The sequence below is a fragment of the Pontibacter sp. SGAir0037 genome, from assembly GCF_005491705.1.
Classification (GTDB): domain Bacteria; phylum Bacteroidota; class Bacteroidia; order Cytophagales; family Hymenobacteraceae; genus Pontibacter.
The window spans coordinates 4,062,818-4,087,831 of record NZ_CP028092.1; the positions used below are offsets into that span (position 1 = coordinate 4,062,818).

General features: G+C 46.7%; 18 protein-coding genes. 17 read left to right on the top strand and 1 reads right to left on the bottom strand.

What is annotated here, in order from left to right; genetic code table 11:
• From C1N53_RS16745 to C1N53_RS16765, 5 genes are all read left to right on the top strand, one after another.
• Positions 1-1,179, top strand: a complete 1,179-nt coding sequence (locus C1N53_RS16745) for a TIGR03435 family protein (protein ID WP_137760401.1) — start codon at positions 1-3, stop codon at positions 1,177-1,179.
• A gap of 247 nt (positions 1,180-1,426) precedes the next feature.
• On the top strand, positions 1,427-3,601 hold the full coding sequence (locus C1N53_RS16750; protein WP_137760402.1) for an IPT/TIG domain-containing protein: 2,175 nt from the start codon (positions 1,427-1,429) through the stop codon (positions 3,599-3,601).
• A gap of 461 nt (positions 3,602-4,062) precedes the next feature.
• The gene (gene dgt / locus C1N53_RS16755; RefSeq protein WP_137760403.1) at positions 4,063-5,433 is read left to right on the top strand and encodes a dGTP triphosphohydrolase; all 1,371 of its coding nucleotides are present in this window, start codon (positions 4,063-4,065) and stop codon (positions 5,431-5,433) included.
• A 177-nt stretch (positions 5,434-5,610) separates the two neighbouring features.
• Positions 5,611-6,945: a pitrilysin family protein gene (locus C1N53_RS16760; RefSeq protein ID WP_137760404.1), complete on the top strand. Its 1,335-nt coding sequence runs from the start codon at positions 5,611-5,613 to the stop codon at positions 6,943-6,945.
• Between the two features lie 118 nt (positions 6,946-7,063).
• Positions 7,064-9,145: an insulinase family protein gene (locus C1N53_RS16765; protein WP_137760405.1), complete on the top strand. Its 2,082-nt coding sequence runs from the start codon at positions 7,064-7,066 to the stop codon at positions 9,143-9,145.
• Between the two features lie 83 nt (positions 9,146-9,228).
• On the opposite strand, the gene C1N53_RS16770 is transcribed toward C1N53_RS16765, so the two are convergent.
• Entirely contained in the window at positions 9,229-10,143 is a 915-nt protein-coding gene (locus tag C1N53_RS16770; protein ID WP_137760406.1) for a DUF72 domain-containing protein, read from the bottom strand.
• Positions 10,144-10,480: 337 nt separating this feature from the next.
• On the opposite strand from C1N53_RS16770, the gene C1N53_RS16775 reads away from it, so the two are divergent.
• From C1N53_RS16775 to C1N53_RS16830, 12 genes are all read left to right on the top strand, one after another.
• Positions 10,481-11,137: a septal ring lytic transglycosylase RlpA family protein gene (locus tag C1N53_RS16775; protein ID WP_137760407.1), complete on the top strand. Its 657-nt coding sequence runs from the start codon at positions 10,481-10,483 to the stop codon at positions 11,135-11,137.
• 358 nt (positions 11,138-11,495) lie between these two features.
• Positions 11,496-12,251: a superoxide dismutase gene (locus C1N53_RS16780; RefSeq protein WP_137760408.1), complete on the top strand. Its 756-nt coding sequence runs from the start codon at positions 11,496-11,498 to the stop codon at positions 12,249-12,251.
• 336 nt (positions 12,252-12,587) lie between these two features.
• On the top strand, positions 12,588-14,234 hold the full coding sequence (locus C1N53_RS16785) for a TldD/PmbA family protein (protein WP_137760409.1): 1,647 nt from the start codon (positions 12,588-12,590) through the stop codon (positions 14,232-14,234).
• 66 nt (positions 14,235-14,300) lie between these two features.
• A complete protein-coding gene (locus C1N53_RS16790; protein WP_137760410.1) occupies positions 14,301-14,663 on the top strand; it encodes a four helix bundle protein in 363 nt (120 codons plus the stop codon).
• Between the two features lie 66 nt (positions 14,664-14,729).
• A complete protein-coding gene (locus C1N53_RS16795) occupies positions 14,730-16,046 on the top strand; it encodes a TldD/PmbA family protein (RefSeq protein WP_137760411.1) in 1,317 nt (438 codons plus the stop codon).
• 94 nt (positions 16,047-16,140) lie between these two features.
• Positions 16,141-16,758: a DUF4159 domain-containing protein gene (locus C1N53_RS16800; protein WP_137760412.1), complete on the top strand. Its 618-nt coding sequence runs from the start codon at positions 16,141-16,143 to the stop codon at positions 16,756-16,758.
• 59 nt (positions 16,759-16,817) lie between these two features.
• Complete coding sequence (locus C1N53_RS16805) at positions 16,818-17,813, top strand: MoxR family ATPase (protein ID WP_137760413.1); 996 nt, start codon at positions 16,818-16,820, stop codon at positions 17,811-17,813.
• A gap of 25 nt (positions 17,814-17,838) precedes the next feature.
• Complete coding sequence (locus C1N53_RS16810; RefSeq protein ID WP_137760414.1) at positions 17,839-18,393, top strand: hypothetical protein; 555 nt, start codon at positions 17,839-17,841, stop codon at positions 18,391-18,393.
• Entirely contained in the window at positions 18,386-19,279 is an 894-nt protein-coding gene (locus C1N53_RS16815; RefSeq protein WP_206077583.1) for a DUF58 domain-containing protein, read from the top strand. The genes C1N53_RS16810 and C1N53_RS16815 overlap by 8 nt, the downstream gene beginning before the upstream one ends.
• Positions 19,280-19,461: 182 nt before the next feature.
• The gene (locus C1N53_RS16820) at positions 19,462-20,979 is read left to right on the top strand and encodes a BatA domain-containing protein (protein ID WP_168194050.1); all 1,518 of its coding nucleotides are present in this window, start codon (positions 19,462-19,464) and stop codon (positions 20,977-20,979) included.
• Positions 20,980-20,985: 6 nt separating this feature from the next.
• Positions 20,986-23,166 carry a DUF4175 domain-containing protein gene (locus C1N53_RS16825; RefSeq protein ID WP_137760417.1) on the top strand — a complete coding sequence of 727 codons (2,181 nt, stop codon included), beginning with the start codon at positions 20,986-20,988 and terminating at the stop codon, positions 23,164-23,166.
• A 3-nt stretch (positions 23,167-23,169) separates the two neighbouring features.
• Complete coding sequence (locus C1N53_RS16830) at positions 23,170-24,984, top strand: hypothetical protein (protein WP_137760418.1); 1,815 nt, start codon at positions 23,170-23,172, stop codon at positions 24,982-24,984.
• Positions 24,985-25,014 lie beyond the last annotated feature (30 nt).

The window sequence follows — 25,014 nt, forward strand, 5'->3', positions numbered from 1 at the left end:
ATGCAAAAGATTCTTTCAGCCTTCATATTTTTGCTGCTCGCTCTACAGTTTACAATAGCCCAAGCAGCTGCTCCCAAACCAGGTGAAGCTGCCCCGCCTCTGAAATTAACGACCGTATTGCAAGCAACGGGTAATCTGGAACAAAACATAAAATCGCTCCAGGGCCAGGTAGTAGTTCTGGAGTTCTGGGCCACCTGGTGTGCCCCCTGCATTGCAGCCATGCCGCACTTAAACGAGCTATCGGCTAAGTATAAGGGCAAAAGCATTCAGTTTATTTCTATTACAGACGAGACAGATGCAAAAGCAAAAGAATTCCTGAAGAAAAAACGTATAAACGGCTGGGTAGGCATAGACGGCGATAAGGCAATGCATGATGCGTACGAAGTACAGTCTATTCCGTTTACCGTTGTAATAGGTTCAAACGGCACCGTATTAGGTTATCCTGAAAGCAAAGAGCTGTCGGAAGAGATGCTGAACAAGGCGCTGGCCGGACAGCTATTGCAAGAACCCACACCCCTTACTGTTTATACACCCCCTACCGCCACGGCCATTAAGGCGGCCCAACCACTCTACGAACTGAGCCTCCGCCCATCGGCCAGTAAAGGCATGGCTAACATGGTTTCAACGACCCATTATAAAACAACAGGCGCAAAAGCCCTGGATATACTCAAAATTGCGTTCGATGCTACCCAGAAACAAGTAGATGTTACTGCCACCTTACCAGAAGAGAATTTCGATGTAGTAGCTACCAATCCTGGTAAAGATACCCCTGCTTGGGCCTGGCGCGACCAACTACAGGGCATGCTACAGGATATTTGGGAATTGAATGTTCGGCTGGAGCAAAGGGAAATGGAAGTATATGAACTGGTAACCACTTCAGCTGCAAGCAAACGTCTGCAAGCAGCAGGACCAGAAGAAAAATACAGCCAGCAAAGCTTCGACAAAGGGATACTGATAGGAAGAAACACAGGCATGGCAACACTGGCTAAAAACCTGCAGGATGTTTTCGGATTCCCAGTGCTGGATGCAACCAGCCTAACCGGCAACTACAACTATAATCTTTATTATGATGAGCATAAACCGGAGTCGCTTCTAACGTTTATGGAAAAAGAGATGGGTTTAACGTTGCGTAAGGTGAAACGGCCTGTAGAACTGCTGGTAGTTGCACCAAATAAGTAAAAGCTCCCATTGCTTCGGGACGCAAAAATTCGAAAAAAGACGGGCAGAACCAGCAGCTCATGATTAACGACTGATACAGGTTCTCCTGAAAAGCGAAAGGCTGTGGCACCTGCACCACAGCCTTTCGCTTTTTAGAGGGTTAGCGGCAGCAGTATATACTTTTAGATGGACTTTTTCGTAAGAATATTACCGTAAACTTTTTCTTACTTTACCAGACATAACTTACGCTTTAAATTGCTCCATTTTTATGACCAACTTTTATAATGCACCTGCTCTCCACAGGCAACTAACAACTGGTGCACTATTTCTGCTACTCCTCCTGCTATCGGTTAGATCTTTCAGTAACGATATAGCTCATATGGTTCCTGTGTCCTTAGAAGAGAAAACAAGGCAGGCTCAAATAATTGTTGAAGGGGAAGTAATCTCTAAAAAATCTTTCTGGGACGATCAGCACAGGAATATTTATACCTCCCATACTATAAAGGTATATAAAGTATTTAAAGGCACTGTGCGGGAAGAATATGTGGAGCTGGTAACCGAAGGCGGAACAGTAGATTTGAAAATGCACGTTTTCTCTAACGCACTTAAGTTAAAGGAGAAACAGCAAGGAGTGTTTTTTCTAACAGAGCAACAAAAGCATAAAATCAGCAACCACCAAATTGCAGCAAAGGCTGTTGCTGATCAGCAGGGGTTTATAGAATATAACCTAAGAAATGGAGCTGCCAAAGATCCTTTCAATACATTTGATTCGGTAAACGAAGTATATAACGCCATTACAGCCAAAACAGGCACTACTTACAAAGTAATAACGGAGAATGTTCAGCTACGCACTATTACTTCCGCTGCACAAACAGAACAACAGGAAGCACTTGCAGCGCCTGCAATCACCAGTTTTTCCCCAACAACAGCAAGTGCGGGCACAGGTACTGTGTTAACTATAAATGGTTCCGGCTTTGGAGCCCAGCGCGGAAACGGTAGCGTACAATTCAGAAATGCAGACGATGGAGGGCGTACTTTTGTAAGACCACTGGAAAACGACTATGTATCCTGGTCCAACACAAAAATAGAAGTTCGGGTACCATCCACCACCGAGGACGAAGGAGGCACTGCCGGCACCGGTCAGATAAGGGTAGTTGCCGCTGATGGCACCACGACAACCAGTACTACACCGCTTACTGTTCCATACTCCTACATCAACATTGAATATAACGGGAGAAGTGCACAACCTATACTAGTGGGCATGAACCAAAGCAGTGGCTATACTGTATCTTTTGCTCCCAGCATGAGAAGAACCTCTGTGCCACAAGAAGGCTTTCGAAGAGCAATGAACAGCTGGATATGCAGCACCAAAGTAAACTGGCGGTTGGACGCAGGAACAACGCTTGATCAGGCTACTGACGATGGTTTAAGTATTATCCGCTTTGCACCAGCCTCCGAAGTTGGCACAAGCACCCTTGCCCGTACGATAAGCCGCTACCAGGGATGCGGAACTACCAACAATATCCAGTGGAGCGTGAGCGAGTTCGATATGGAAATTAACTCCGGCATTAACTGGCAGTATGGCCCCGGTGCTCCAACTGGAAACCAGTACGATTTTGAAACAGTGGTGCTGCACGAACTAGGGCACGCGCACCAACTGGGGCATGTCATCCTGGAGCGTAATGCTGTAATGCATTATGCAGTAGCAAACAGTGTCCAGTACAGAGACCTAAGTGCCAACGATATTGAAGGCGCAAATCTTATTATCAGCTACAGCCTCAACCCAACCAGAGCCACTGCAGCCAGCAGATGCGTGCGGGAAGATGGCCAGTCTATCAGGCCTTTTGCTTTGAGAACAGACGGAGACTGCTCTGTTGCCAGTGAGGTTTTAGCTTTTAATGCTGCCTTTAATCCGTCCGGAGGAGCTTTCGGAGGCACTACCTCCGTCACCTGGACGCTTCAGACTGTAAACAACATTACTTCTTTTGAGGTGCAACGAAGTGAAAATGGTACAGATTGGGAAGGTATAGGCACTGTAAACGCAACAGGCGCACTGAATTATACCTTTACTGACGATGAACCTTTACCTGAAATAAGCTATTATCGCCTCCAGATCCGGTATAGCAACGGCGATCCGATGTATTCCTACAGAGTCAGGGTAATCAATTCATCTGTTTTAGGCACTTTAGCTGTTTATCCAAATCCTTATAATCCTAACACCAGCACCAATATGCTGCAGCTACGGTATATTGTGTGGGAAAGCACTACCATGAATATCCAGTTGTATGACTATACAGGCAGGTTACATAAAGACTTTATTGTTACTTTCGGAGATGCAGGCGACCCTGTAACAGTTGATATCGATGACCTGGCGGCAGGCATGTATATCCTTAAATGGAGTGCCGGTAACCGTAGAGGAGAAACGAAAGTAGTTAAACTTTAAGAAGGCATTTATCTGAACACTCCAAAGCTAGTTTCTGGCTGTATAAAATGAAGGCCTTCCTGAATGATATCAGGAAGGCCTTTTTGCATTTGCAACGGCTTTACCACCATGGTAGTGCATGCCTCTTCCAAATGCTTATAAGTTTGCTTGCTTAGCTTAGAACAGATCACCTACTTCTGGCACTGACAACCACAAGGCTATGGCCGTAAAAGTCTGTGACACCCATGACCACCTGAAACGGCATTAAGTTCCTTTTCATAATGCTTTTTTCTCAATATCAACACCTTACAATACAACAACCATATTAAAACCAATTTCTACTGATAAAATTACTGTTTATAGCTACCAGACTTTTATTGCTGTATCTGCCAATATTCTAAAGCTTAAGCTGGTAATTCGTCAGGTATTCCATTAGCTTTAATGCATCATTGCCTGACCTAACATTACAACAGCCTACATACATGCCACACATTACAGCCTGGGAAAGACTTATCTCCAAGAAGCGCTATGAAGCCAGTGAAAAAAAGTATGAAACAAACGAGTCGGTAAGAGGAGAATTTCAGCGCGACTACGACCGGATTGTTTTCTCATCTGCTTTCAGAAGGCTTCAGAACAAAACACAGGTTATGCCAATGCCCGAAAGCGATTTTGTTCACTCACGCCTTACCCATAGCTTAGAGACCTCGGTGGTAGGGCGCTCATTAGGGCGTATTGTAGGCAAAAGCATACTGGAGCGTTACCCGGAGCTAAGCCAGGAAAAGAATATACAGGAAGCAGACTTCGGAGATATAGTAGCCGCTGCCTGCCTGGCACATGATATCGGAAACCCGCCCTTCGGGCATTCAGGCGAAGATGCTATTTCTGCTTACTTCCAGAGCGAAGAAGCCCGGCCTTTTCTCGAGCACCTTACCAAACCTCAGAAAGCCGATCTTTTTAGCTTCGAGGGTAACGCTGCGGGTTTCAGAATACTAACTCATACCTACCCGGCACATTGCAATGTAGCAGGAGGCCTCAGCCTGACCTACACCACACTTGCTACCTTTACAAAGTACCCTAAAGAGTCTTCGCCGGTAATCCCGAACACCAGCAACACCAGCGAAAAGAAGTATGGCTTCTTTCAGACCGAAAAAGAGTGGTTTAACACAATAGCCATCGAACTTGGGCTACTGAAAAAAGGAGAAACCGGCGAAGTGTTTTATCACCGCCATCCGCTGGCCTTTCTGGTAGAAGCAGCCGACGACATCTGTTACCGCATCATTGATTTTGAAGATGGCCTTAAGTTGGGACTTATACCTCAGGAACGAGGCCTGCACTTGCTCCGCCAGATCCTGAATCATGCACCTGACCGTAAATCCAGCCTTACCTTCTTCGACTGGAAAGAGGAACTGGGTTATTTAAGGGCTCTTATCATTGGTAAGCTGATTAATGAAACAACCGAAGTATTTCTGGCCCATGAACCTGAAATACTGGCAGGAACTTACGATAAACCCCTGATAAACGAACTTTCCTGCAAGCCTGTGCTGGATCAGATAAAAGACCTCTCGATAAGCCTTATTTACAGGAACAGGCCTGTACTGGAAATTGAAGCCGCCGGGTTTGAGGTATTGGGAGGTTTACTGGATGCCTGCATGAAAGCTGTTTTCAGACCAGCCTCCAAACACCACCGCAAAATTGCAGATCTTATACCCTCTCATTATCTTAAATTGCCCGATACTGCTTCAGATTATGAGCGCATCATTCACATCACCGACTTTGTAAGCAGCCTTACAGATCAGGCGGCGCTCAGCCTTTACCGTAAAATAAAAGGCATTGAACTGCCCAGGATGTATTGATTTCAGCTCAAACTTTATCTAGATAATCTTCAGGTTCATCTAACAGCAGGGTGCATTGGTAGATAATGACGTATGCCTGCTGTTATAAATTGCATTTACTGCCTGTTAAATTTTAATTTTACAGAAGCCAAGCCTGCTGTTGTTGGCGAAGCAACTACATTTTAATACCTAAAAATCATGAAACGGAAGCTTTTTATTTGCCTTTTGTGGTGTGCTACAGGTTTTTCGGCCTTAGCTCAAACCAAAAGCAATAAGATTGAATTTACCGAGTACACACTCCCGAACGGATTGCACGTAATCCTGCACCAGGACAATTCCACCCCGAATGTGGCCGTATCGGTGCTTTACCATGTAGGCTCTAAAAACGAACAGGCAGGGCGCACTGGCTTTGCACATTTCTTTGAGCATCTGATGTTTGAAGGCACTGAAAACATCGATCGTGGCCAGTATATGTCGATGGTGCAGAATGCCGGTGGTACCCTGAATGCCAATACTTCTTTCGACCGCACTTATTACTTCGAACTACTTCCTTCTAACCAGCTGGCCCTGGGCCTCTGGATGGAAGCCGAACGTATGAAACACGCTAAAATAGACGAGGTGGGAGTAGAAACCCAGCGTAAGGTAGTACAGGAGGAAAAACGCGAACGTATCGATAACCAGCCATATGGCACTTTGGGCGAAAATGTGTTCGACCTGGCTTATACCAAGCACCCTTACCGTTTTATGCCGATCGGCTCTTTTGAAGACCTGAACAATGCCAAAATAGAGGAATTCCGCGACTTCTATAAAACTTTTTATGTGCCAAACAATGCAACACTTTCCATTGCCGGAGACATTAAAATAGAAGATACCAAGAAGCTGATCGAACAGTATTTTGCAGCTATACCGAAAGGCACCAAAGAGATTCCGCGCCCTAACATTGTGGAGCCTAAGCAGACAGAAGAACGCCGCAAGGTAGTGTATGATAACATACAGTTGCCAGCCGTTATCCAGGCATATCATATTCCTGCACAGGGTACTCCTGATTATTACGCCTTATCTATGCTGACTACCCTGCTATCCGGGGGCGAAAGTGCCCGTTTGCCAAAAGCACTTGTAGATAAGCAGCAGAAAGCCGTTGTTGCCCAGTCTATTCCTTTTCCAACCGAGGATCCGGGGCTGTTCCTGACACTGGCCATAGCCAACATGGGAGTAAAAGTAGACGACCTGGAAAGTGCCATGAATGCCGAAATTGAACGTGTAAAAACTGAGCAGCTCGACGACAAGGAATTCCAGAAGCTGCGCAACCAGATCGAGAGCCAGTTTGTGCAGCAAAACAGTACGGTAGCCGGACGCGCCGAAAACCTGGCCGATTATCATGTATACTATGGCGATGCCAACCTCATCAACACCGAGATTGAGCGCTACATGAAAGTAAGCAAAGAAGACATTAAGCGCGTGGCTAACCAGTACCTGACAAAAGAAAACCGCGTGGTGCTGCATTACCTGCCTAAGTCAGCACAACCTAAATAACATTTCATTAGACGAAGGACTTTATGACAAAAGACAAAGAAAAGAAGATACTACACTACCGGAACGTCTTTTGTTTTTGTCAAATGGTCTTTTGTCAGGTTAAAATTTAAGACATATCATGAAAAAAATATTCAGTATCCTGTTCCTGTCGCTCTCATTTGTATATGTGTCGCAGGCGCAAACAAAGCAAACACCACCACCTCCCGGACCTGCTCCCAAAATAGAATTGGGCAAGTACGAAAGCTTTACGCTTAAAAACGGCTTAAAAGTATATGTGGTAGAAAACCATAAGCAGCCTGTAGTATCGATGACCCTGGTGCTGGACCGTGACCCTCTTTTAGAAGGCGACAAAGCCGGTTATGTAGAAGCAGCCGGTTCTATGATGCGCACCGGCACTAAAACCCGCAGCAAAGATCAGTTTGATGAGCAGGTAGATTTTATTGGGGCGAACCTTTCTTTCTCTTCTACAGGCTTTAGTGCATCTTCTCTGAAAAAGCACTTGCCTACCTTACTCGACCTGACCAAAGATGCGCTGCTGCATCCTAATTTTACTCAGGAAGAACTGGATAAGATTAAAACTCAAATGCTTTCCGGCTTGGCACAGGAAAAAGACAATCCGGATGCCATTGCCAGAAAAACAAGAAACCTGGTGCTCTTCGGAAAAGACCATGCCTACGGTGAAGTAATGACTGAGAAGACAGTAGAGAACATTACTTTGAACGATGTACAGAACTACTATAACACGTATTTCAGGCCAAATATTGGCTATCTGGCTGTAGTAGGTGATGTAACGCCAAAAGAAATGAAAAAGCTGCTTACCAACACATTTAAAGACTGGAAAAAAGCAGATGTAAACAAAACAGAATACAACATGCCGCAACCGCCGGCTAAAACACAGGTAGTTATTGTAGACCGCCCCAGCTCAGTACAAAGCGTATTGTCTTTTACAAGCCCTACTGCCCTTAAGCCCGGTGCTGAAGATGCAATTCCTGCTCAGCTGATGAACATTATCCTGGGCGGAGGCATGGATGCTCGCTTGTTTAAAAACCTGCGTGAAACCCACGGCTATACTTACGGTGCCTACTCGTCTATCTCTTCAGATAAACTAATGGGCCAGTTTAATGCCTACGGCAATGTGCGCAACGCTGTAACCGATAGCGCCGCCATAGAATTTCTAAAAGAGCTTTCTAAAATCAGAAACGAAAAAGTAACCGATGCCGAGTTAAACAACGCCAAAGCTTATATGACCGGCAACTTTGCTCGTGGTTTAGAAAACCCTTCTACTGTAGCGTTTTATGCTATTAACACGGCCCGTTATGGCCTGCCGGCCGATTATTATGCCAACTACCTGAAAAAGGTTGCTGCTGTAACCACGGCAGATGTGCAGCGTGTGGCACAGAAATATGTGAATCCGGAACAGCTATATATTGTAGCAGTAGGAAACGCCGCCGAAATAGCAGACAAATTAAAGTCATTCGATAAAGATGACAACGCTATTGCCTACTATAGCCCTACCGGCGACAAAGTGGACCGTGCTGCTATGGGTGCCCCAACCGATATAACGGCGGAACAGGTGCTGGCTAACTATATTAAAGCGCTTGGAGGCAAGGCCAACATCGACAAAGTACAGGATATCTCTATTACCAGCAGCGCAAGCGTACAGGGCATGCAGATACAGATGGTGCAGCAACAAAAAGCGCATGATAAGTTCAAGCAGGAGCAAAGCATGAACAACACGCCTATGATGCGCATCACCATTAACGGCGACAAAGGAAAAGTAGAGGTACCTATGCAGGGAGTTAACAAAGAGCTTACAAAGGAAGAAGTAATTCCGCAAAAGCTGGAAGCCGATGTATTCCCATTTGTACTTTACAGCCAGATGAACCTTCAGCCTAAATTAACAGGAATGGAGAAAGTAGATGGCCAGGATGCTTATGTAGTAGAGGTAGCCATAACGACAGAACAGAAAATGCTGCACTACTTCGATAAGGCTTCTGGTTTACGCTTGAAAACTGTTACCAGCATGCCTACTCCCCAAGGCGTTATGACACAAACAAAATCTTACAAAAACTATAAAGAGGTGAACGGTGTAAAATTCCCTCACACAATAGAGGCAACTGTAGGACCACAAGCCGTTAAATTTGAAGTACAGAATATTGAGGTAAATAAAGGTTTAAAAGACGACAATTTCAAGCTGTAGTCTTCTGAAACAAACTGAAGCGGGCGCTACTCCTGTAGGAGTAGCGCCCGCTTCAGTTTTATACTGAATAGTTTTCTTATTCTTTAGAAAAGCTCCCCCTGCTTTGCCTGCAGGAACTTTTTAGGCATTTTAAGGTGAAACCCACAGGTGGCATTTAATTTTTCTATCAGGTAGGCAGCAAGATCCGGCGAGGTAATGTTATCCGGTTCATGCACAAAGAAGTATAGTTTCTGCAAACCAGCATCAAACCACTGCTTTAGTCGCACTACCCAATCATCTATGCGGCTATAGTCGGTTGAATGCAGCGCGTTACCGACAAACCGAATCATGGCAACCGGTGTGGTAAGGCGCATGTGCAACACATCCCGCCTGCCAGACACATCCGATAGAACAGTTCCTACTCTAAACTTCTCCAACACTTCAAACAACTCCAGGGAGGCAACATGATCTGCAAACCAATCCGGGTGTCTTAGCTCTACACAAAGGGGCACACTCTCCGGCACATATTGAATGAACGTTTCCAGATCTTTTAGCTGCCTTGGCCCAAAAGACGGAGGCAGTTGCAGAAAAGAATGCCCCAGTTTTTCTTCTAAACCGGCAATTGCTTCGCAGAAAGTAGCCGTCATATCCAAAGAGCGGCTCAGCTCTGCTTCGTGGCTGATGAGTTGCGGAAACTTAGGGCAAAAAGTAAAGCCCTGCGGCACCGACTGCCGCCAGCGCTCAATAGTAGCCTGGCCGGGTATATGGTAATGGGTACTGTTCAATTCTATCGTATTAAACTGCTTTCCATACCAGAGCAAGGAATCTTTTTCCCGCATAGTGGCAGGATAATAATGCCCGACCCAAGGCTTGTTTACCCACACCGGGGTACCAATATAAACTTCAGGCGATGCGAGTTTATCAAATCTGTTTGCCTCCAGCAGTGGCAATGTATCAGGGTGGTTAGGCGGCAGCGCAAAATTAACGCGGCTTATATCAGATAGCTTTCCGAAATCCATAACTTGATGCTTTGCGTACAGTATACGCCATACATTTTTAAAAGACAATATAGCTCCGAATATCTTTCATAGCCGCTGTTTCCGCACTATATAGAGCCATTTATATAATTGCCTGACAAAAAGCAATTTACAAAATTTTTTATTGTCTTTTTCCAAGTTAAACAATATATTAAAAATTACCTATATTAGCTTAAAACAAAGATTTTGCCATTATAGCCCTTATAGCAATTTTATACTTTTCAATGTATCCCCCTATGCACTTTTGCCATATACGCGCTAAAAGGTCGCATTTTAATTTTTTTGTTTATCTTTGCAAGTTCACCAACTATAAACTGATATGAATCATGATAGAAAGTGCTTAATTTACCTAGTAATCATTTTTCTATTTTTTGGCTTCAGCCCATCAGCTTTCTCACAAGACGATAGTCAAACACAAGAAGGAACTGCCTCCTGGTATGGCAGCCAGTACCACGGAAGACCAACCAGTAGCGGCGAACGCTACAACAAAAACGACATGACAGCCGCCCATAACGGCCTTCCTTTCGGTACTAAAGTAAAAGTAACCAACCTTACTAATAACAAATCTGTTGTATTACGCATAAACGACAGAGGCCCGTTTAGAGGTAGCCGCATCATAGATGTTTCGGAAGCGGCAGCTAAAAAGCTTGATTTCCGAAACAATGGCTTAAGCGATGTAAAAGTAGAGGTTATTGAATGGCCTTACGACATGGCAGATGCCTCGTCAGCTACTGAGAAAAGCGACAATTACATTATAAAAACAGGGTCTTTTGCCAAACCGGAATACGCCCTGGAGTTAAAGCAAAAATTAAAGGCATTCGATAGGCACTTAAAAGTGGAGCTTGTTGAGGAAAGTGTGAAGGGCCGCCGGGTACACCGCATTAAGGCTGGCAACTTCGATAACAAGCAGGAAGCAGAGGCATTTAACGAGCTTCTGGCAGAAGAAGGCCTGAATGGTGTAGTAATGGGAGTATAAATCCCTTTATTATTTATTGCTGCTGTTTTTTATCAAAGCAGCAATTTACAGAAAGCTGAAAGGAGCGGCATTGCCATAGCAGTGCCGCTTTTTTTATCTCATTCCCCTAAAAACTTTCCACTATTGCATTGCCCTATTTTTTAAGCAACCACTGACAACAGTTCGTCCTACATAGCGTTAAATAGATGTTGTGTGGCAGAACCGGCCACTGAAGCAGGCAGGATATCTCGTAAAGTTCAGGCACTTGTTTTGCAGGAATAGGAAAGATTTTGTAATCTAACTTTTTGAATTGCCTTTGCTACTATTTTACAACACGCATCTTATATCATCCAAGCAATATTAAAACCAACTATATACTATGGATAAAAGACAATTTCTGAAAAGAGCGGCTTTACTTGGTGTTGCCAGCGCAGCTGCTCCTTTTTCTATGCTCGATACTCATGCTAAAGCGACTTTAACTTCTCCTGAAGTACCTGCTGACGAAAAGCAGTCTGCTACTGCCTTTACGCTGCCTTCGCTGCCTTACGCTTATGATGCACTGGAGCCGCATATCGATAAGCAAACCATGCAGCTCCACCACGACAAGCACCATCAGTCTTACCTGGATAATTTAAATAAGGCGCTTAAGGATTCGTCAAAGTATGCCAACAAATCTATAGAGGATATTATGCGCAGTATATCTGCAAACGATACTGCTATACGCAATAATGGCGGAGGCTATTACAACCACAGTTTATTCTGGAAGTGGCTTTCTCCTAAAGGCGGAGGAAACCCTACAGGCAAACTGGCTCAGGCGATAAACAAAGACTTCGGCAGCTTCGATGCTTTTAAAAAGAAATTCGATGAAGCTGCAACAACCCGCTTCGGCTCCGGCTGGGCCTGGCTGGTAGCAGACAAATCAGGAAAACTAACTGTAGCCTCTACACCGAACCAGGACAACCCGCTGATGTCGTTTGCAGATGTAAAAGGTACACCTGTACTGGGATTGGATGTGTGGGAGCATGCTTACTACCTGAAGTACCAGAACAAGCGTGCCGACTATATTTCGGCCTTCTGGAAAGTAGTGAACTGGCAAACTGCCAACGAGCAGTTTGCGAAAGCAACTTCCAAGTAAACAATTCTTACGTTAAGTACAACAAAGAGCGCCGTTGCCCTGCAGCGGCGCTTTCTGTTTTTACCCTGTATAAAATTCATTCACTCACCAGCCGTTTCTCATTCTTTATTTAGTATAGTAGTGCACCAGCCATTACACACAACTAACCATGTCCTCTATTACGCAGGTATTTTTAACAGCCACCCCCTTATTTTAATAGGTCTTTTCCTCCCATTTATCTAGAAATATACCTTTTTTGGCATTTTTAGAAGCATCCTTCTTTGAAAGGAGGAGGAAAATGTTTAAACTTAATATCCTTAAGTAAACCATATCAACCTAAACTAACCTTACTATACTTTGAAAAGACGTAATTTTCTCGAATTATCGGCTTTGGGATTCGGAGGGCTTATGATGGCCTCTGTTCCTGTGTTCGGCGAGAACACAACCATAGAGCAGATGCTCGAGCCGGTAGACACCGCCCTGAAAAAACGCCTTGCCGATGTAGCCTTAAATACTGCTAAATCGAAGGGTGCCTCTTATGCCGATGTGCGCATTGGCCGCTACTTACAGCAATATGTATTTACCCGCGAAAAGCAGGTGCAGAACATTGTAAATGCCGAGTCTTACGGGGTAGGAGTGCGTGTGCTGGCCAACGGTACCTGGGGTTTCGCTGCCACCTCCGATGTATCGGATAAAGGCATTGCCAAAGCAGCGGAACAGGCTGTAGCTATAGCCAAAGCAAACGCCAAAGTTCAGAAAGAGCCGGTACAGCTGGTTCCGGTGAAAAACTACGGCGAAGTAAGCTGGCGTACACCTATGGAGAAAAATGCTTTTGAAGTACCTGTAAGCGAGAAGGCTGACCTGCTTTTAGCTGCAAACGCCAAGGCATTGGAAAACGGCGCTACCTATGTAAACTCCGCCCTTTTCCAGGTAAACGAGCAAAAATACTTTGCCTCTACCGAAGGCTCTTACATAGATCAGGATATTCACCGCATCTGGCCAAACTTTACCGTTACAGCCGTAGACAGTGCCTCCGGTAAGTTCAGAACCCGTGAAGCCTTAAGCGCACCTATGGGTATGGGTTATGAGTACTTGATTCCGAAGGCTTCTGAAAAGATAAAAGGCCCGGAAGGCACAGGCCTGCAAGGCTATCGGTACGCATACGACATGCTGGAAGATGCCGCTCTGGCAGCCAAACAAGCCAAACAAAAGTTAACTGCCAAATCGGTTCAGGCAGGCAAATACGATGTGGTACTCGACCCAAACCACCTGGGACTTACCATTCATGAATCGGTGGGGCACCCACTGGAACTGGACCGTGTCTTAGGCTATGAGGCGAACTATGCCGGAACTTCTTTTGCCACACTCGATAAATGGAAATCCAAAAATTTTAAATACGGTTCTGATAAAGTAACCATCTTCGCGGACAAAACGCAAAAAGGCTCTCTGGGATTAGTGGGCTGGGACGACGAAGGCGTAAAAACCAAGCAATGGGACCTGATAAAAGATGGCGTACTGGTGAACTACCAGGCTATCCGCGACCAGGCACATATTATCGGCGAACAGGAATCGCATGGCTGCTGCTATGCCGACAACTGGAGCTCTGTACAGTTCCAGCGCATGCCAAACGTATCGCTGGCTCCTGGTAAGCAGAAAATGAATGTCGATCAGCTTATCAGCGGAGTAGACAAAGGTATCTACATTGCAGGCCGCGGCTCCTACTCCATCGACCAGCAGCGCTACAACTTCCAGTTTGGCGGCACCGTGTTCTACGAAATCAGCAAAGGTAAAATTGTAGGTATGCTCGAAGATGTGGCCTACCAAAGCAATACCCAGGAATTCTGGAACTCCTGCGCTGGCTCCTGCGACGAAAGTGATTACCGCCTTTTCGGCTCTTTCTTCGACGGCAAAGGTCAGCCAAGCCAGGTAAGCGCTGTTTCCCACGGCTCAGCCCACACCCGCTTTAATGGTGTGAATGTGATAAATACAGCAAGGCGCATTTAACGCTTTGGCGCTAAATGCGCCAGTTCTGAGTTATGAGTTCTGAGTCTTGAGTTAGAAAGCTACGATATGGCTGAAAGTTTAATAGCTGCTAAATCTTATAGTTTTGCTTTGCGCATCATCAGGTTATACAAGCACCTGACCCAGGAGCAAAGGGAATTTGTGCTGGCAAAGCAGGTATTAAGAAGCGGTACATCTATTGGAACTAATGTAGAAGAAGCTCTTGGAGGCCAAAGTAAAGCTGATTTCAGACATAAGCTAAGTATAGCCTTAAAAGAAGCCAGAGAAACAAGTTATTGGCTACGGCTACTCAAAGATTCAGATTTCATAAAACCGGATGCCTTTAACAGCATCCACAGTGAGTGCAACGAACTGAGTAAGATATTGAGAAGCATTATCCTGACCTCTCAACAAAAAGAAAGTAACTCGTAACTCAGCACTCGTGACTCAGAACTGACAACAGTAGTACAGGCAACGATTAAAACAAGAAATCAAAAGATGGCAATATTAAGTAAAGAAGAGGCTCGGGCTATACTGGAAAAAGCCCTGAAGTTTTCGAAGGCTGATGAGTGCGAAATATCCTTATCAGGCAATACAGGCGGCAACATCCGCTACGCCAGAAACGAAGTATCTACCAGTGGAGCAGAGGAAAACATTTCGCTGGCAGTAGAATCGCGGTTTGGCAAACGTTCGGGTGTAGCCACGATCAACGAATTCGACGATCAGTCGCTGGAAAAAGTGGTGCGCAGGGCAGAAGAAATAGCCCGTATAGCACCGGAGAGCCCGGAATACGTTCCGATGCTTGGGCCACAGAACTATATTACAACAAACGCTCTTTTCGAGTCGACCAACAAAATAGATCCGGCTTACAGGGCAGAGGCTTGTGCTAAAAGCATCAGTGCGGCTACAGCCAAAGGGCTAACTGCAGCGGGCTTTTTAGAACATTACACCAGCTTTACCTCTACCCTTAACTCTAAAGGGCTGTTCATGTACCACCCTTCTACGTATGTGGATTTCTCGGTAACCATGCGTACCGAAGACGGTACAGGATCAGGTTATGTAACACAGGATTTTAGCGATGTCAGCAAGCTCGATACAGCCAAAGCCTCGCAGATAGCGGCCGACAAAGCAGTTAACTCCCGCAATGCAAAAGCGCTCGAGCCAGGCAAGTATACCGTTATATTAGAGCCCGCAGCTTCTATCGACCTGCTGCAAGGCATGTTCAGAGGCTTGGATCAGCGCAATGCCGAAGAAGGCAGGAGCTTTTTGAGCAAACCTGGCGGCAAAACGAAGTTAGGCGAAAAACTGGTGGATGAACGTATTACGGTTTATTCTGATCCTGCTAACCCGGAAATTCCCTCTGCCCCCTTTGCAGGCGATGGCCGCCCCAGAGCCAAAACTACCTGGATAGAAAAGGGTGTGGTTAAAAACCTGTCGAACTCCCGCTTCTGGGCCGAAAAAACAGGAGCTAAGTCAATGCCTTCTCCGGGCGGCATGATTATGGAAGGCGGTGGCCAGTCTCTGGAAGACATGATTAAGAGCACCAAGCGCGGTATATTAGTTACCAGGCTTTGGTATATCCGTTCGGTAGATCCGCAAACATTGCTCTACACAGGCCTTACCCGCGACGGTACGTTCTACATTGAAAACGGCAGAATCATGTACCCGGTAAAGAACTTCCGCTTTAACGAAAGCCCGATTATCATGCTCAACAACCTGGAGGCACTTGGCAAACCGCAACGCATCAACGGCAATCTCATTCCGCCCATGAAAGTGCGTGACTTCACCTTTACCAGCTTGTCCGACGCAGTATAACCTCTATAATTTGTACCTGAATGCCGTATGCAGCGTTTGTATACGGCATTCAATTTACTAGATAATTCGAGACTCATAACTCAGAACTCCTTAAGTGCAACCTTTTACTTTTGTACGTTTGCAGTACCGCTCCGGCAACTGGGATACCGATCCGCGTATGCCCAGCAACCTGCTGCACTCGCTTATTGAGTATACCACGGTAAAGGTAGACGAGCAGGAAAAGGTGATTCCGCTGGACAGTGCCGACATCTTTAACTATCCTTTCTGCTACATGAGCGGCCACAGGCTGGTGCAGTTTAACCAGAAAGAGCGCCAGAACTTTGAGGCCTATGTGCGCAACGGAGGCTTTGTGTTTGTAGATGATTGCAACCACGACATCGATGGCCTTTTTGCCCGTTCCTTCGAAGAGCAGATGCGGCAGATTTTCGGCCAGAGTGCTCTGAAGAAGGTACCGAACACCCATAAGCTTTACCGCTCCTTTTTCACGTTTGAAGATGGTCCGCCCACTACTTCTTTCGAACTGAATGGCTGGGGCGATGACTTGGTGCACGACTACCTGAAAGCCATAGAAGTAAACGGCAGAATAGCGGTGCTTTACAGCAACAAAGACTATGGCTGCGAATGGGATTACGATTTCAGGAACAAACGCTGGCTGGCAGAAGATAATACCAAGTTTGGCGTAAATATCATCATGTACGCGCTATTGAGTTAGGAGCTTAGCCATACGCAGCTTATTGGTTTTACATAAAGAAGCTTAAACAAAACTTAACCTTGACAGAACAAGACATACAACATTTGCTCGGCAAGTTGCCACAGCTTAAGCAGGAGATACAGAAGATAATTGTCGGGCAGGAGGAAGTGCTCGATGAGGTACTCATTACGCTGCTGGCTGGCGGTCATGGTTTGTTGGAAGGCGTACCTGGCTTGGCTAAAACGTTACTGGTGCGCACCTTATCCAGTGCCATGGACTTAAACTTCAGGCGCATTCAGTTTACACCAGACCTGATGCCAACCGATATTTTAGGCACTGAAGTACTGGAAGAAGATCATGCCACAGGAAAACGGTTTTTCAAGTTTAACGAAGGTCCAATTTTCTCAAACATTGTGCTGGCCGATGAGATAAACCGTACACCGCCTAAAACACAGGCCGCCCTACTCGAGGCAATGCAGGAGCATGAGGTAACATATGCTGGTAAAACGTATACCCTGCCAAAGCCATTCTTCCTGCTGGCTACCCAGAACCCGATAGAGCAGGCGGGCACGTACCCACTGCCAGAGGCGCAGCTCGATCGCTTTTTGCTGTACATCCGGATTAAATACCCGACAGAGCAGGAAGAGCTAAACATTCTAAGCAACACCACCGGGACAAAAACAGCAGCCATACGTGCTGTTATTACAGGAGAAGAAGTAGTAACTTTAAGGCAATTGGTACGTGAAGTAAGTATCAGCCAGGAACTGCTACAATTTGTAAGTCAGATCGTTCGGGCTACCAGGCCCGATACTTCTTCTGTAGATTACGTAAAGCAGTATGTAAGATGGGGAGCAGGCCCAAGAGCAGGGCAGGCACTTATACTTACAGCAAAAGCCAGGGCGCTGTTGCATGGTCGGTTTGCGGTTACTGCAGCAGATATTCACACAATGGCGTATCCTGTGCTGCGACATCGCGTATTAGTAAGTTTCGCAGCAGAAGCTGAACACATTACTCCCGACAATGTAGTAGAAAAACTATTACAGGTTATCCAGTTGCCCAAAGCAGTACTCGTATAAAGAACAAACTTAAATACTTGTTAGGTTGAGAAAAGAGGCAGAATTAATTAAGCTTTCAGATGATCAGATCACAATCCTGAGAAATATTCTGGGAGAGCGGGTCTATTTTTTTTATGCAAATAAGCTGCAGGTAGAAGGGAGCAACGGCAGATACGCCTTTTGGGCAGATGAGTTTGCTGTAGCTTTTTCAGCTGTGAATCACTCATCTGAAAAGTTCAGGACGTACATCAACATAAGTGCAGATTATAAGCTTTCTAACAACTCCACTTCCACCTACTACGAATTTAAAATAAACGAGAGTAGTGCCCCCTTATGGCAGGAAGGTTCGCTGCAGTTCGGCAGATTATCCAGCATCAAGATATTCTCCGATCCTATTTTGATGGTTGAAATTTACCAGGGCTATTGCGAGGAAAGCGAGAAGTCCATCCTGCACGATTGTGCTATGGTATTTTATTCTCAGCGAGGCAAATTCCTGCTACAGGCCAGGCAGGCGCTGATTGGCGGCGTAGATGTGGTGCTGGATGAGGCCTATATTGATGTACTGGTTAAAGATTGGAAACTACGCTACACCCTTGTCTAAAGAAAGATTTATTGACCCCAAAGTTCTTGCTACTATAAAAGATTTGCCGCTGTTGGCCAAAACAGTGGTAGAGGGCTTTTTAAGTGGGCAGAATCAAAGCCTGCGACGCGGCATCGGGTTAGAGTTCAGCCAGTACCGCAGCTATGAGCCAGGCGATGACCTGCGCCAGCTCGACTGGAAAATGTTTGCCCGCTCCGACCGCTATTATATTCGCGAAGCAGAAGTAGACACAAACATTACCGTGCGCTTTATCCTGGATGGAAGCGCCTCTATGGCGCATGAAGATCTGAATGGCCTCACCAAACTGGACTATGCGCGCTACCTGATAGCTTCGCTGGCTTACTTAGCCACCACACAAGGCGATGCAGTGGGCCTGTATGTATTGCAGGAAGATCAACTCGTACATCTAACCCCCAGAAGCGATAACATGCACCTGCAGCGCTTCTGGCACCAGCTCAGCGACATAAAACCTAATGGCAAATTCCCTGCTGGCAGTGTAGGCGCGAACCTGCTTCAGGGGCGCAGACAAAAGGAGCTAACCGTTTTCCTTACAGACCTGTATGAGCATGAGCATGAGATGCAAGATCTGCTGGCTAAGTTAGGGGCACAACGCCACGAGCTTTTGCTTTTTCACCTCATGAGCCGAAATGAGCTCGATTTTACTTTTAGTGGCACACTTACATTTGAAGACCTGGAAACAGGGCAAACACTGCAAGTAGGCACGACCGAACAACGAGCTATCTACCTTGCCAGGCTACAGGAATGGCTGCAGCAAACTGAGCACAGCATGCGCAACCGCCAGATCAGGTACGATCTTTTTGCCACCGACGAACCCCTGGATAAAGCCCTTCGTGCTTTTCTGAAAAACAGATTACGGCAGGTGTAACAAGTGTGCAGTTTTTGGAGGAATTGCTTATATTGTAAGCTTATTAGTGTCACGCCAAAAGCATCTCAATACAAGACTCACGGCTTTTAGGCAGGCTTTAGATGTTAGACTACAGATGTTAGACGCTAGATAAAATCAGCATTCATAATTTTTAATTCAGAATTCATAATTAGCCTCTGAGATTGTTCTTTTCTTCTCCATATTGGTTACTGGCAACATCGGCAATCTTGATTCCGATAGCGATACACCTGTGGAATAAGCGGCAGGGGAAAACAGTAAAAGTAGGAAGCCTGCGCTGGCTGGAGGCCTCGGCTAGCAAACAGTGGAGCAGTATAAAGCTGAATGACCTATGGCTCCTCCTCCTGCGGTGCACCATCGTTTTGTTATTAGCAATGGCGCTGGCTGCTCCATTTCTGGCAAAAGCACCCGCCTCGGCTGCAAGCAGGAAAGCTGTGTATGTAAGCCCGGAGTTACTCTACAGTACCTCCCTTAGCAAGATAGCACCTGCCATAGATGCACTGCTCCTGAGAGGTTATAGTTTACACGAATATGCTCCTGGTTTTGCACCGCTACCACAGGCACAGTGGCAGGTCTTCATCAGCAATCCAAAAGATTCGCTTGTAGCTGCGGGCAATCATTGGGGTTTATTACCAGCCTTAGCGCAGCAAAATCTGCAGCCACAAGACAGCGTCTGGCTATTTACCTCCGACCAGCAGCGGCATTTTATCGGAGCCCGACCAGCTGCTATCCCCGAAAACATCAACTGGATACCTGTTACGCTAGAAGCCTCTACAACCTGGATACAAACAGCTGCCAGAAAAGGCCCAGACAGCTTACGCGTTGTATTAGGCCATAGCAATCACCAGCACACGTTCTTTAGCTCCTATACAACTGTGCTACCTGCCACAGGACAGTCTGTTGCCTTGCGTAAAAAGTACCAGCTACAGCTGGAGCAAAAAGGAGATAGCCTGTGGGTTAAATTAGATAACCCGCAGTCGGAGCGTGTGCCCGTGCTTGCCAGGCCACTGCGCTATACAGTTTATGCTGAAGAGAACCAGCAGACCGAAATGAAATACCTGCAAGCTGCTGTGCAGGCAATTAGCCATTATACAGCCATTCCCATGGAATTGCAGCAAGTAGCAACACCTGATACAACCGCAACAATGGCCTTTTGGTTAAGGAAAGAGGCGGTTCCCACAGAGCTACTGCAACAGGTAGAGCAAAAAGGTATGCAGTTGTGGTTACAGAGCAGCAAGGACTCCGGCACATCCACAGCAGCCACTTTTACAGCCGCAGCAGGCACTTCTATTCTAATCGAACAACTTAACACCAGCTATCCAAGAAGTGCATTCTCGCACTGGCAAACGGATAGCGGAGAGCCGCTACTGGCAGAGCTGCCCATGGGCCGTGGCAAAGTCTACTATTTCCAGAGCGGCTTCAGTCCTGCCTGGAGCGGGTTAGGCCAGCACCCGTTGCTGCCAGAGCTGCTGTTGCCCATCCTGCTACCTAACAAGGCCTACACTAAATACGACATGCGCCTGCTAGCAGCGTTACAGTTTCGGCTACCGAAACAAGCCGTGGCAACCACACAGGAACCTGCAACACAGCAGTACCCGCTTGCACATTGGCTGGTACTAGCCGCCTTTATTTTATTTATAGCCGAAAGAATAGTAGCCAACAGAAAAGCAAGTAAAGCCTAAATGCATATGCAGCACCAGGAAAACTATACCGCCCTAATCAGCATCCGCAGGAAGTATGTTCAGGCAAAACTGCTATTGTATAGTTTGCAGTCGCTGGCCCTGGCCTTGGTAGGTATAGCTATCCTGCTAAAGTGGGGGAGAGCACTTCCTGTAGCTACTGCTGCGGGAGCAGGTGTCTTGTTTGTGGCTGTAGGGTATGTTGCGTGGCGATGGCACAGGCTGCGCCAGGTAAACCTGCAGCAGGTAGCCCGCCACCTCGACCGAACCTACCCTCAACTGGAAGACAGCAGTGCACTTCTGCTACAACCCGCCCAGAATCTTCATTTTCTGGCGCGCTTACAACAACAGAAAATAGGTGCCCGGGTAGCAGAACTGGTTACGCAACAGGAGAAAGTATACCAGATAAAACCTACACTTAGCTACCTGAGCCTCGGTATAGCACTGGTACTTTCGGTCGGTATTATTTATCTGCCTGCTTCGCCGCTTACGTTTGCAGAACCGACGGCACCCATACAAATTGCTTTTCCTGATGTACCCGATAGCATAGCCAGCCCGGATGCAGCTTTAGCCATAGAAGAAGTGAAAATCCTGATTTCTCCGCCAGCTTATACCGGCAAAAAACCATATAAAGCGGATGCGCCCAACCTGCGGGTAGAGCAGGGGGCAAGGGTATCCTGGCAGGTGAAGACGAACCGACCTACGGCCACGCTGGAACTGATCCTGAACGAAACGACAACACTTAGAGCAGCCAATGAGCAAACTTTGCATCTGTTCTCCCAAACTTTTACACAGCCTGCACTTTATCACTTCAACCTGAACGGGCAGAAATCGGCTTATTATACACTGGAAGTGATACCCGATGAAGCGCCTGCCATCCAGATAACTAAACCGGAGCAGTATACGGAGGTGCTTTTCGGGGAGGCACAGCAGGTAACATTGCAGGCACAGCTTTCGGATGATTATGGCATACGCGAAGCCAATATGGTGGCAACGGTTGCGAAAGGTACAGGCGAAGCTGTAAAATTCCGGGAAGAAAAGATCAAGCTTAGCTTAAGCGGCAATAACCGTGCTTACCAAGTAAACCAGACACTAGACCTGCAGCAACTCGGCATGACGTATGGAGATGAGCTATACTTCTACCTGCAAGCCTGGGACAACCACAAAGGCTATACCCGCTCCGAGTCGTTTTTTGTTAAAATAGAAGACACTACCATTGTAGAGAGCATGGATGATTTTGCTATGGGTGTTAATCCTGTGCCAGAATATTTCCGAAGTCAGCGCCAGATTATCATTGATACTGAAAAACTGGTAAAGGAACAGAAAGGCATGGCCCGCACTGCTTTTGAAAATAAATCGGATGCTATCGGCGTGGATCAGAAGCTGCTCCGGTTACGCTACGGCAAGTTTTTAGGAGAAGAGTTTGAATCGGGCATTGGTCCGGGAGGTGGTATACCCGAAGGAGAAGCCGGACACCATGCAGGCGATGGGCATGATCATCCGGAATTTAAAAATCAAAATAGCGCAGAAGCACTGCTAGACCCTTACATGCACAAGCATGACCAGGAAGAGGCTGCCACTTTTTTTGAGCCTGCCGTAAAAGTAAAATTAAAAGGAGCCCTGGCACAGATGTGGGAGGCAGAGCTGCGGCTCCGGACACACAAACCGAAAGAGGCCTTACCTTTTGAATATAAAGCACTGCGTATGCTGAAAGAGGTGCAGCAAAGCACCCGCGCCTATGCGGCTAAAACAGGTTTTGAAGCACCACCCCTAAAGGAACAGGAAAAACGGTTGACCGGCGAGCTAACTAAAATTACGGCTCCATCGGGAAAGCGTTCTGTTGAGGCAAAAGTAACGTTGCCTTATACCAGAGCTGCTCTGCAATGGCTGGAGAAACAAAAGCAGTCCAGAAGCTATACTACCACAGATGCCAGTTTACTGGAGCGGGCAGGGCAGGAGCTTGCCCAGGAGGCCCTGCACAAACCGGGCCGTTACCTCCGGGCCATGCAGGACCTGCGTACACTTATCCAGGATGTGCGCCAAAATAAAGCTTTGTGCCGCCACTGCCTGGCCAGCATAGAGCAGGCATGGTACGAATTGCTACCTCCTGCCAAAGCAACGCCTCAAAAGCAAAGCACCAGCCGCAGCAGTTTATCACAACATTACCTCAACCAGCTAAAGTCTATTTAAAACGTGCTCCCTCACCTCCCTCCATACCTCACCTGGTTTGTTGCAGCTATAGTTATACTGCTACTCATTTGGCTGGCCTGGCGACGGCCGAACAGGCGGCATCTTATCTGGCGGGTTGCAGCCAGCATAGTAGCGGGCGCGTCATTGGTTTGTTTGTTGTTCCCGCCTACTTACCAAAAAGCTATAGATCCTGCCACAGCTATTCTGCTTACAGAGAACTATAACCAGGACACACTAAATACTTTAGTAGAACATACTAACGCTTCGCCCTTGCTTTTCAGCTATAAAGCAAAGGCTTCCCGTGGTGCAACACCTGTTCCTGATCTGTATACTTTACGGCAACAGCAGCCTGGTCTGCAAACCATTCACCTGTTGGGGCAGGGCCTGGAAACACAGCAACTGGAGGCATTAAAGGGGCTACAGCTTGTCCCTCATCTAAACACAGCACCAGCTGGCATATACGCTTTGCATTGGCCTGAAAGCGTAAAAGCAGGAGAGGCTCTTGTCGTGGCAGGCAGGTTTAAAGGCACAAGCACAAAAGCTACCTTATATTTACAAGCTGCAGGAACACTGCAAGACTCAACAGCAATGGCAGGAGACAGCTCTACCACCTTTAAACTGCGCTTTATCCCAAAGCAAAAAGGCCTTTTTGTTTACAATATTCTATCTAAAGAAGAGGAGCACCCTGATACAATTGGGCAGATACCTGTGCTGGTGGAAGAACCAACAGCATTGCGGGTATTACTGTTGGCTGCTGCACCGCTCTTTGAGTTCAGGTTTCTGAAAGATTACCTAGCACAGCAGCAGCACCAGGTAGCCATTCGCACTTCTGTCAGCAAAGACATCAGCCAGAGCGAGTGGCTCAACATGCCTCAAACCAGCCTGGAAAAGCTAACTCCCGCTTTGCTACAGAAGTTTGACATTGTTATTACGGAGCCGGAACTACTGCAAAAGCTAACACAGGCAGAAAGAACCGCACTGCAAAAAGCTGTTTCCGAGTCTGGCTTGGGTGTGCTAACCATCGCAGGTGAACAAATTAACCGCAGCTCCGCCACTTCCTTTTTCACTTCTTTCGGGGCCAGGCGCGTAGGGCAACAGGATACCCGAACAACACGGGCTTCGTGGGCTACCCTACAGGCAACACTTACAGCCTTGCCTTTTGCCTTTGTGAAAGATGATGCTGTTTCAGCCATTGTAGAAGACCAAAACGGATTGCTTTTGGCGGCAGGCAGAAAAGCCGGTTGGGGAACAGTCGCTGTTACGGCAATACCACAGACATTTCAGTGGCAGCTAGAGAGCAAACAGAGCACCTATAACAGCTATTGGGCACATGTATTATCTGCTGTCGCCAGAAAAGAAGTAAAAGAATCCTTTTGGCAGCTTCTGCCTTCCCGTATCCCGAAGCCAAACCAGCCACTTACGCTGGCTTATACAAACTATGCGCTTGCAGGCGCTTCCGGCGTACCAGCAGCAACTATCCTTAGCCTGGCTGATTCTTCCAAAGCAAATCCTTCTTTTGCCCAGGACGCCATGCAGCCGGAGCGGTTTACAACCACTTTCTGGCCGCGGCAGTCAGGATGGCATAAAGCCGAAGCTCCCGAAGCCGAGCCTTATTATTTCTATGTACAGGACACCACCTCCTGGAAATTTGCGGATTTACAGGCAAAACAGGAAGCTGTAGCTGCTTTTATAGCCCAGCAGCATGTTGTTTCTGCTGCTACACCTTTAGCCTATACTAAAGAAACCATTCCGCTTATCTGGTTTTTCTGTTTGTTTGTAATGAGCAGTGGTTTTTTATGGTTAGAGGAGAAGCTGTAGCAGTTCGCTTAATCTTATGCTGAGGCTTAC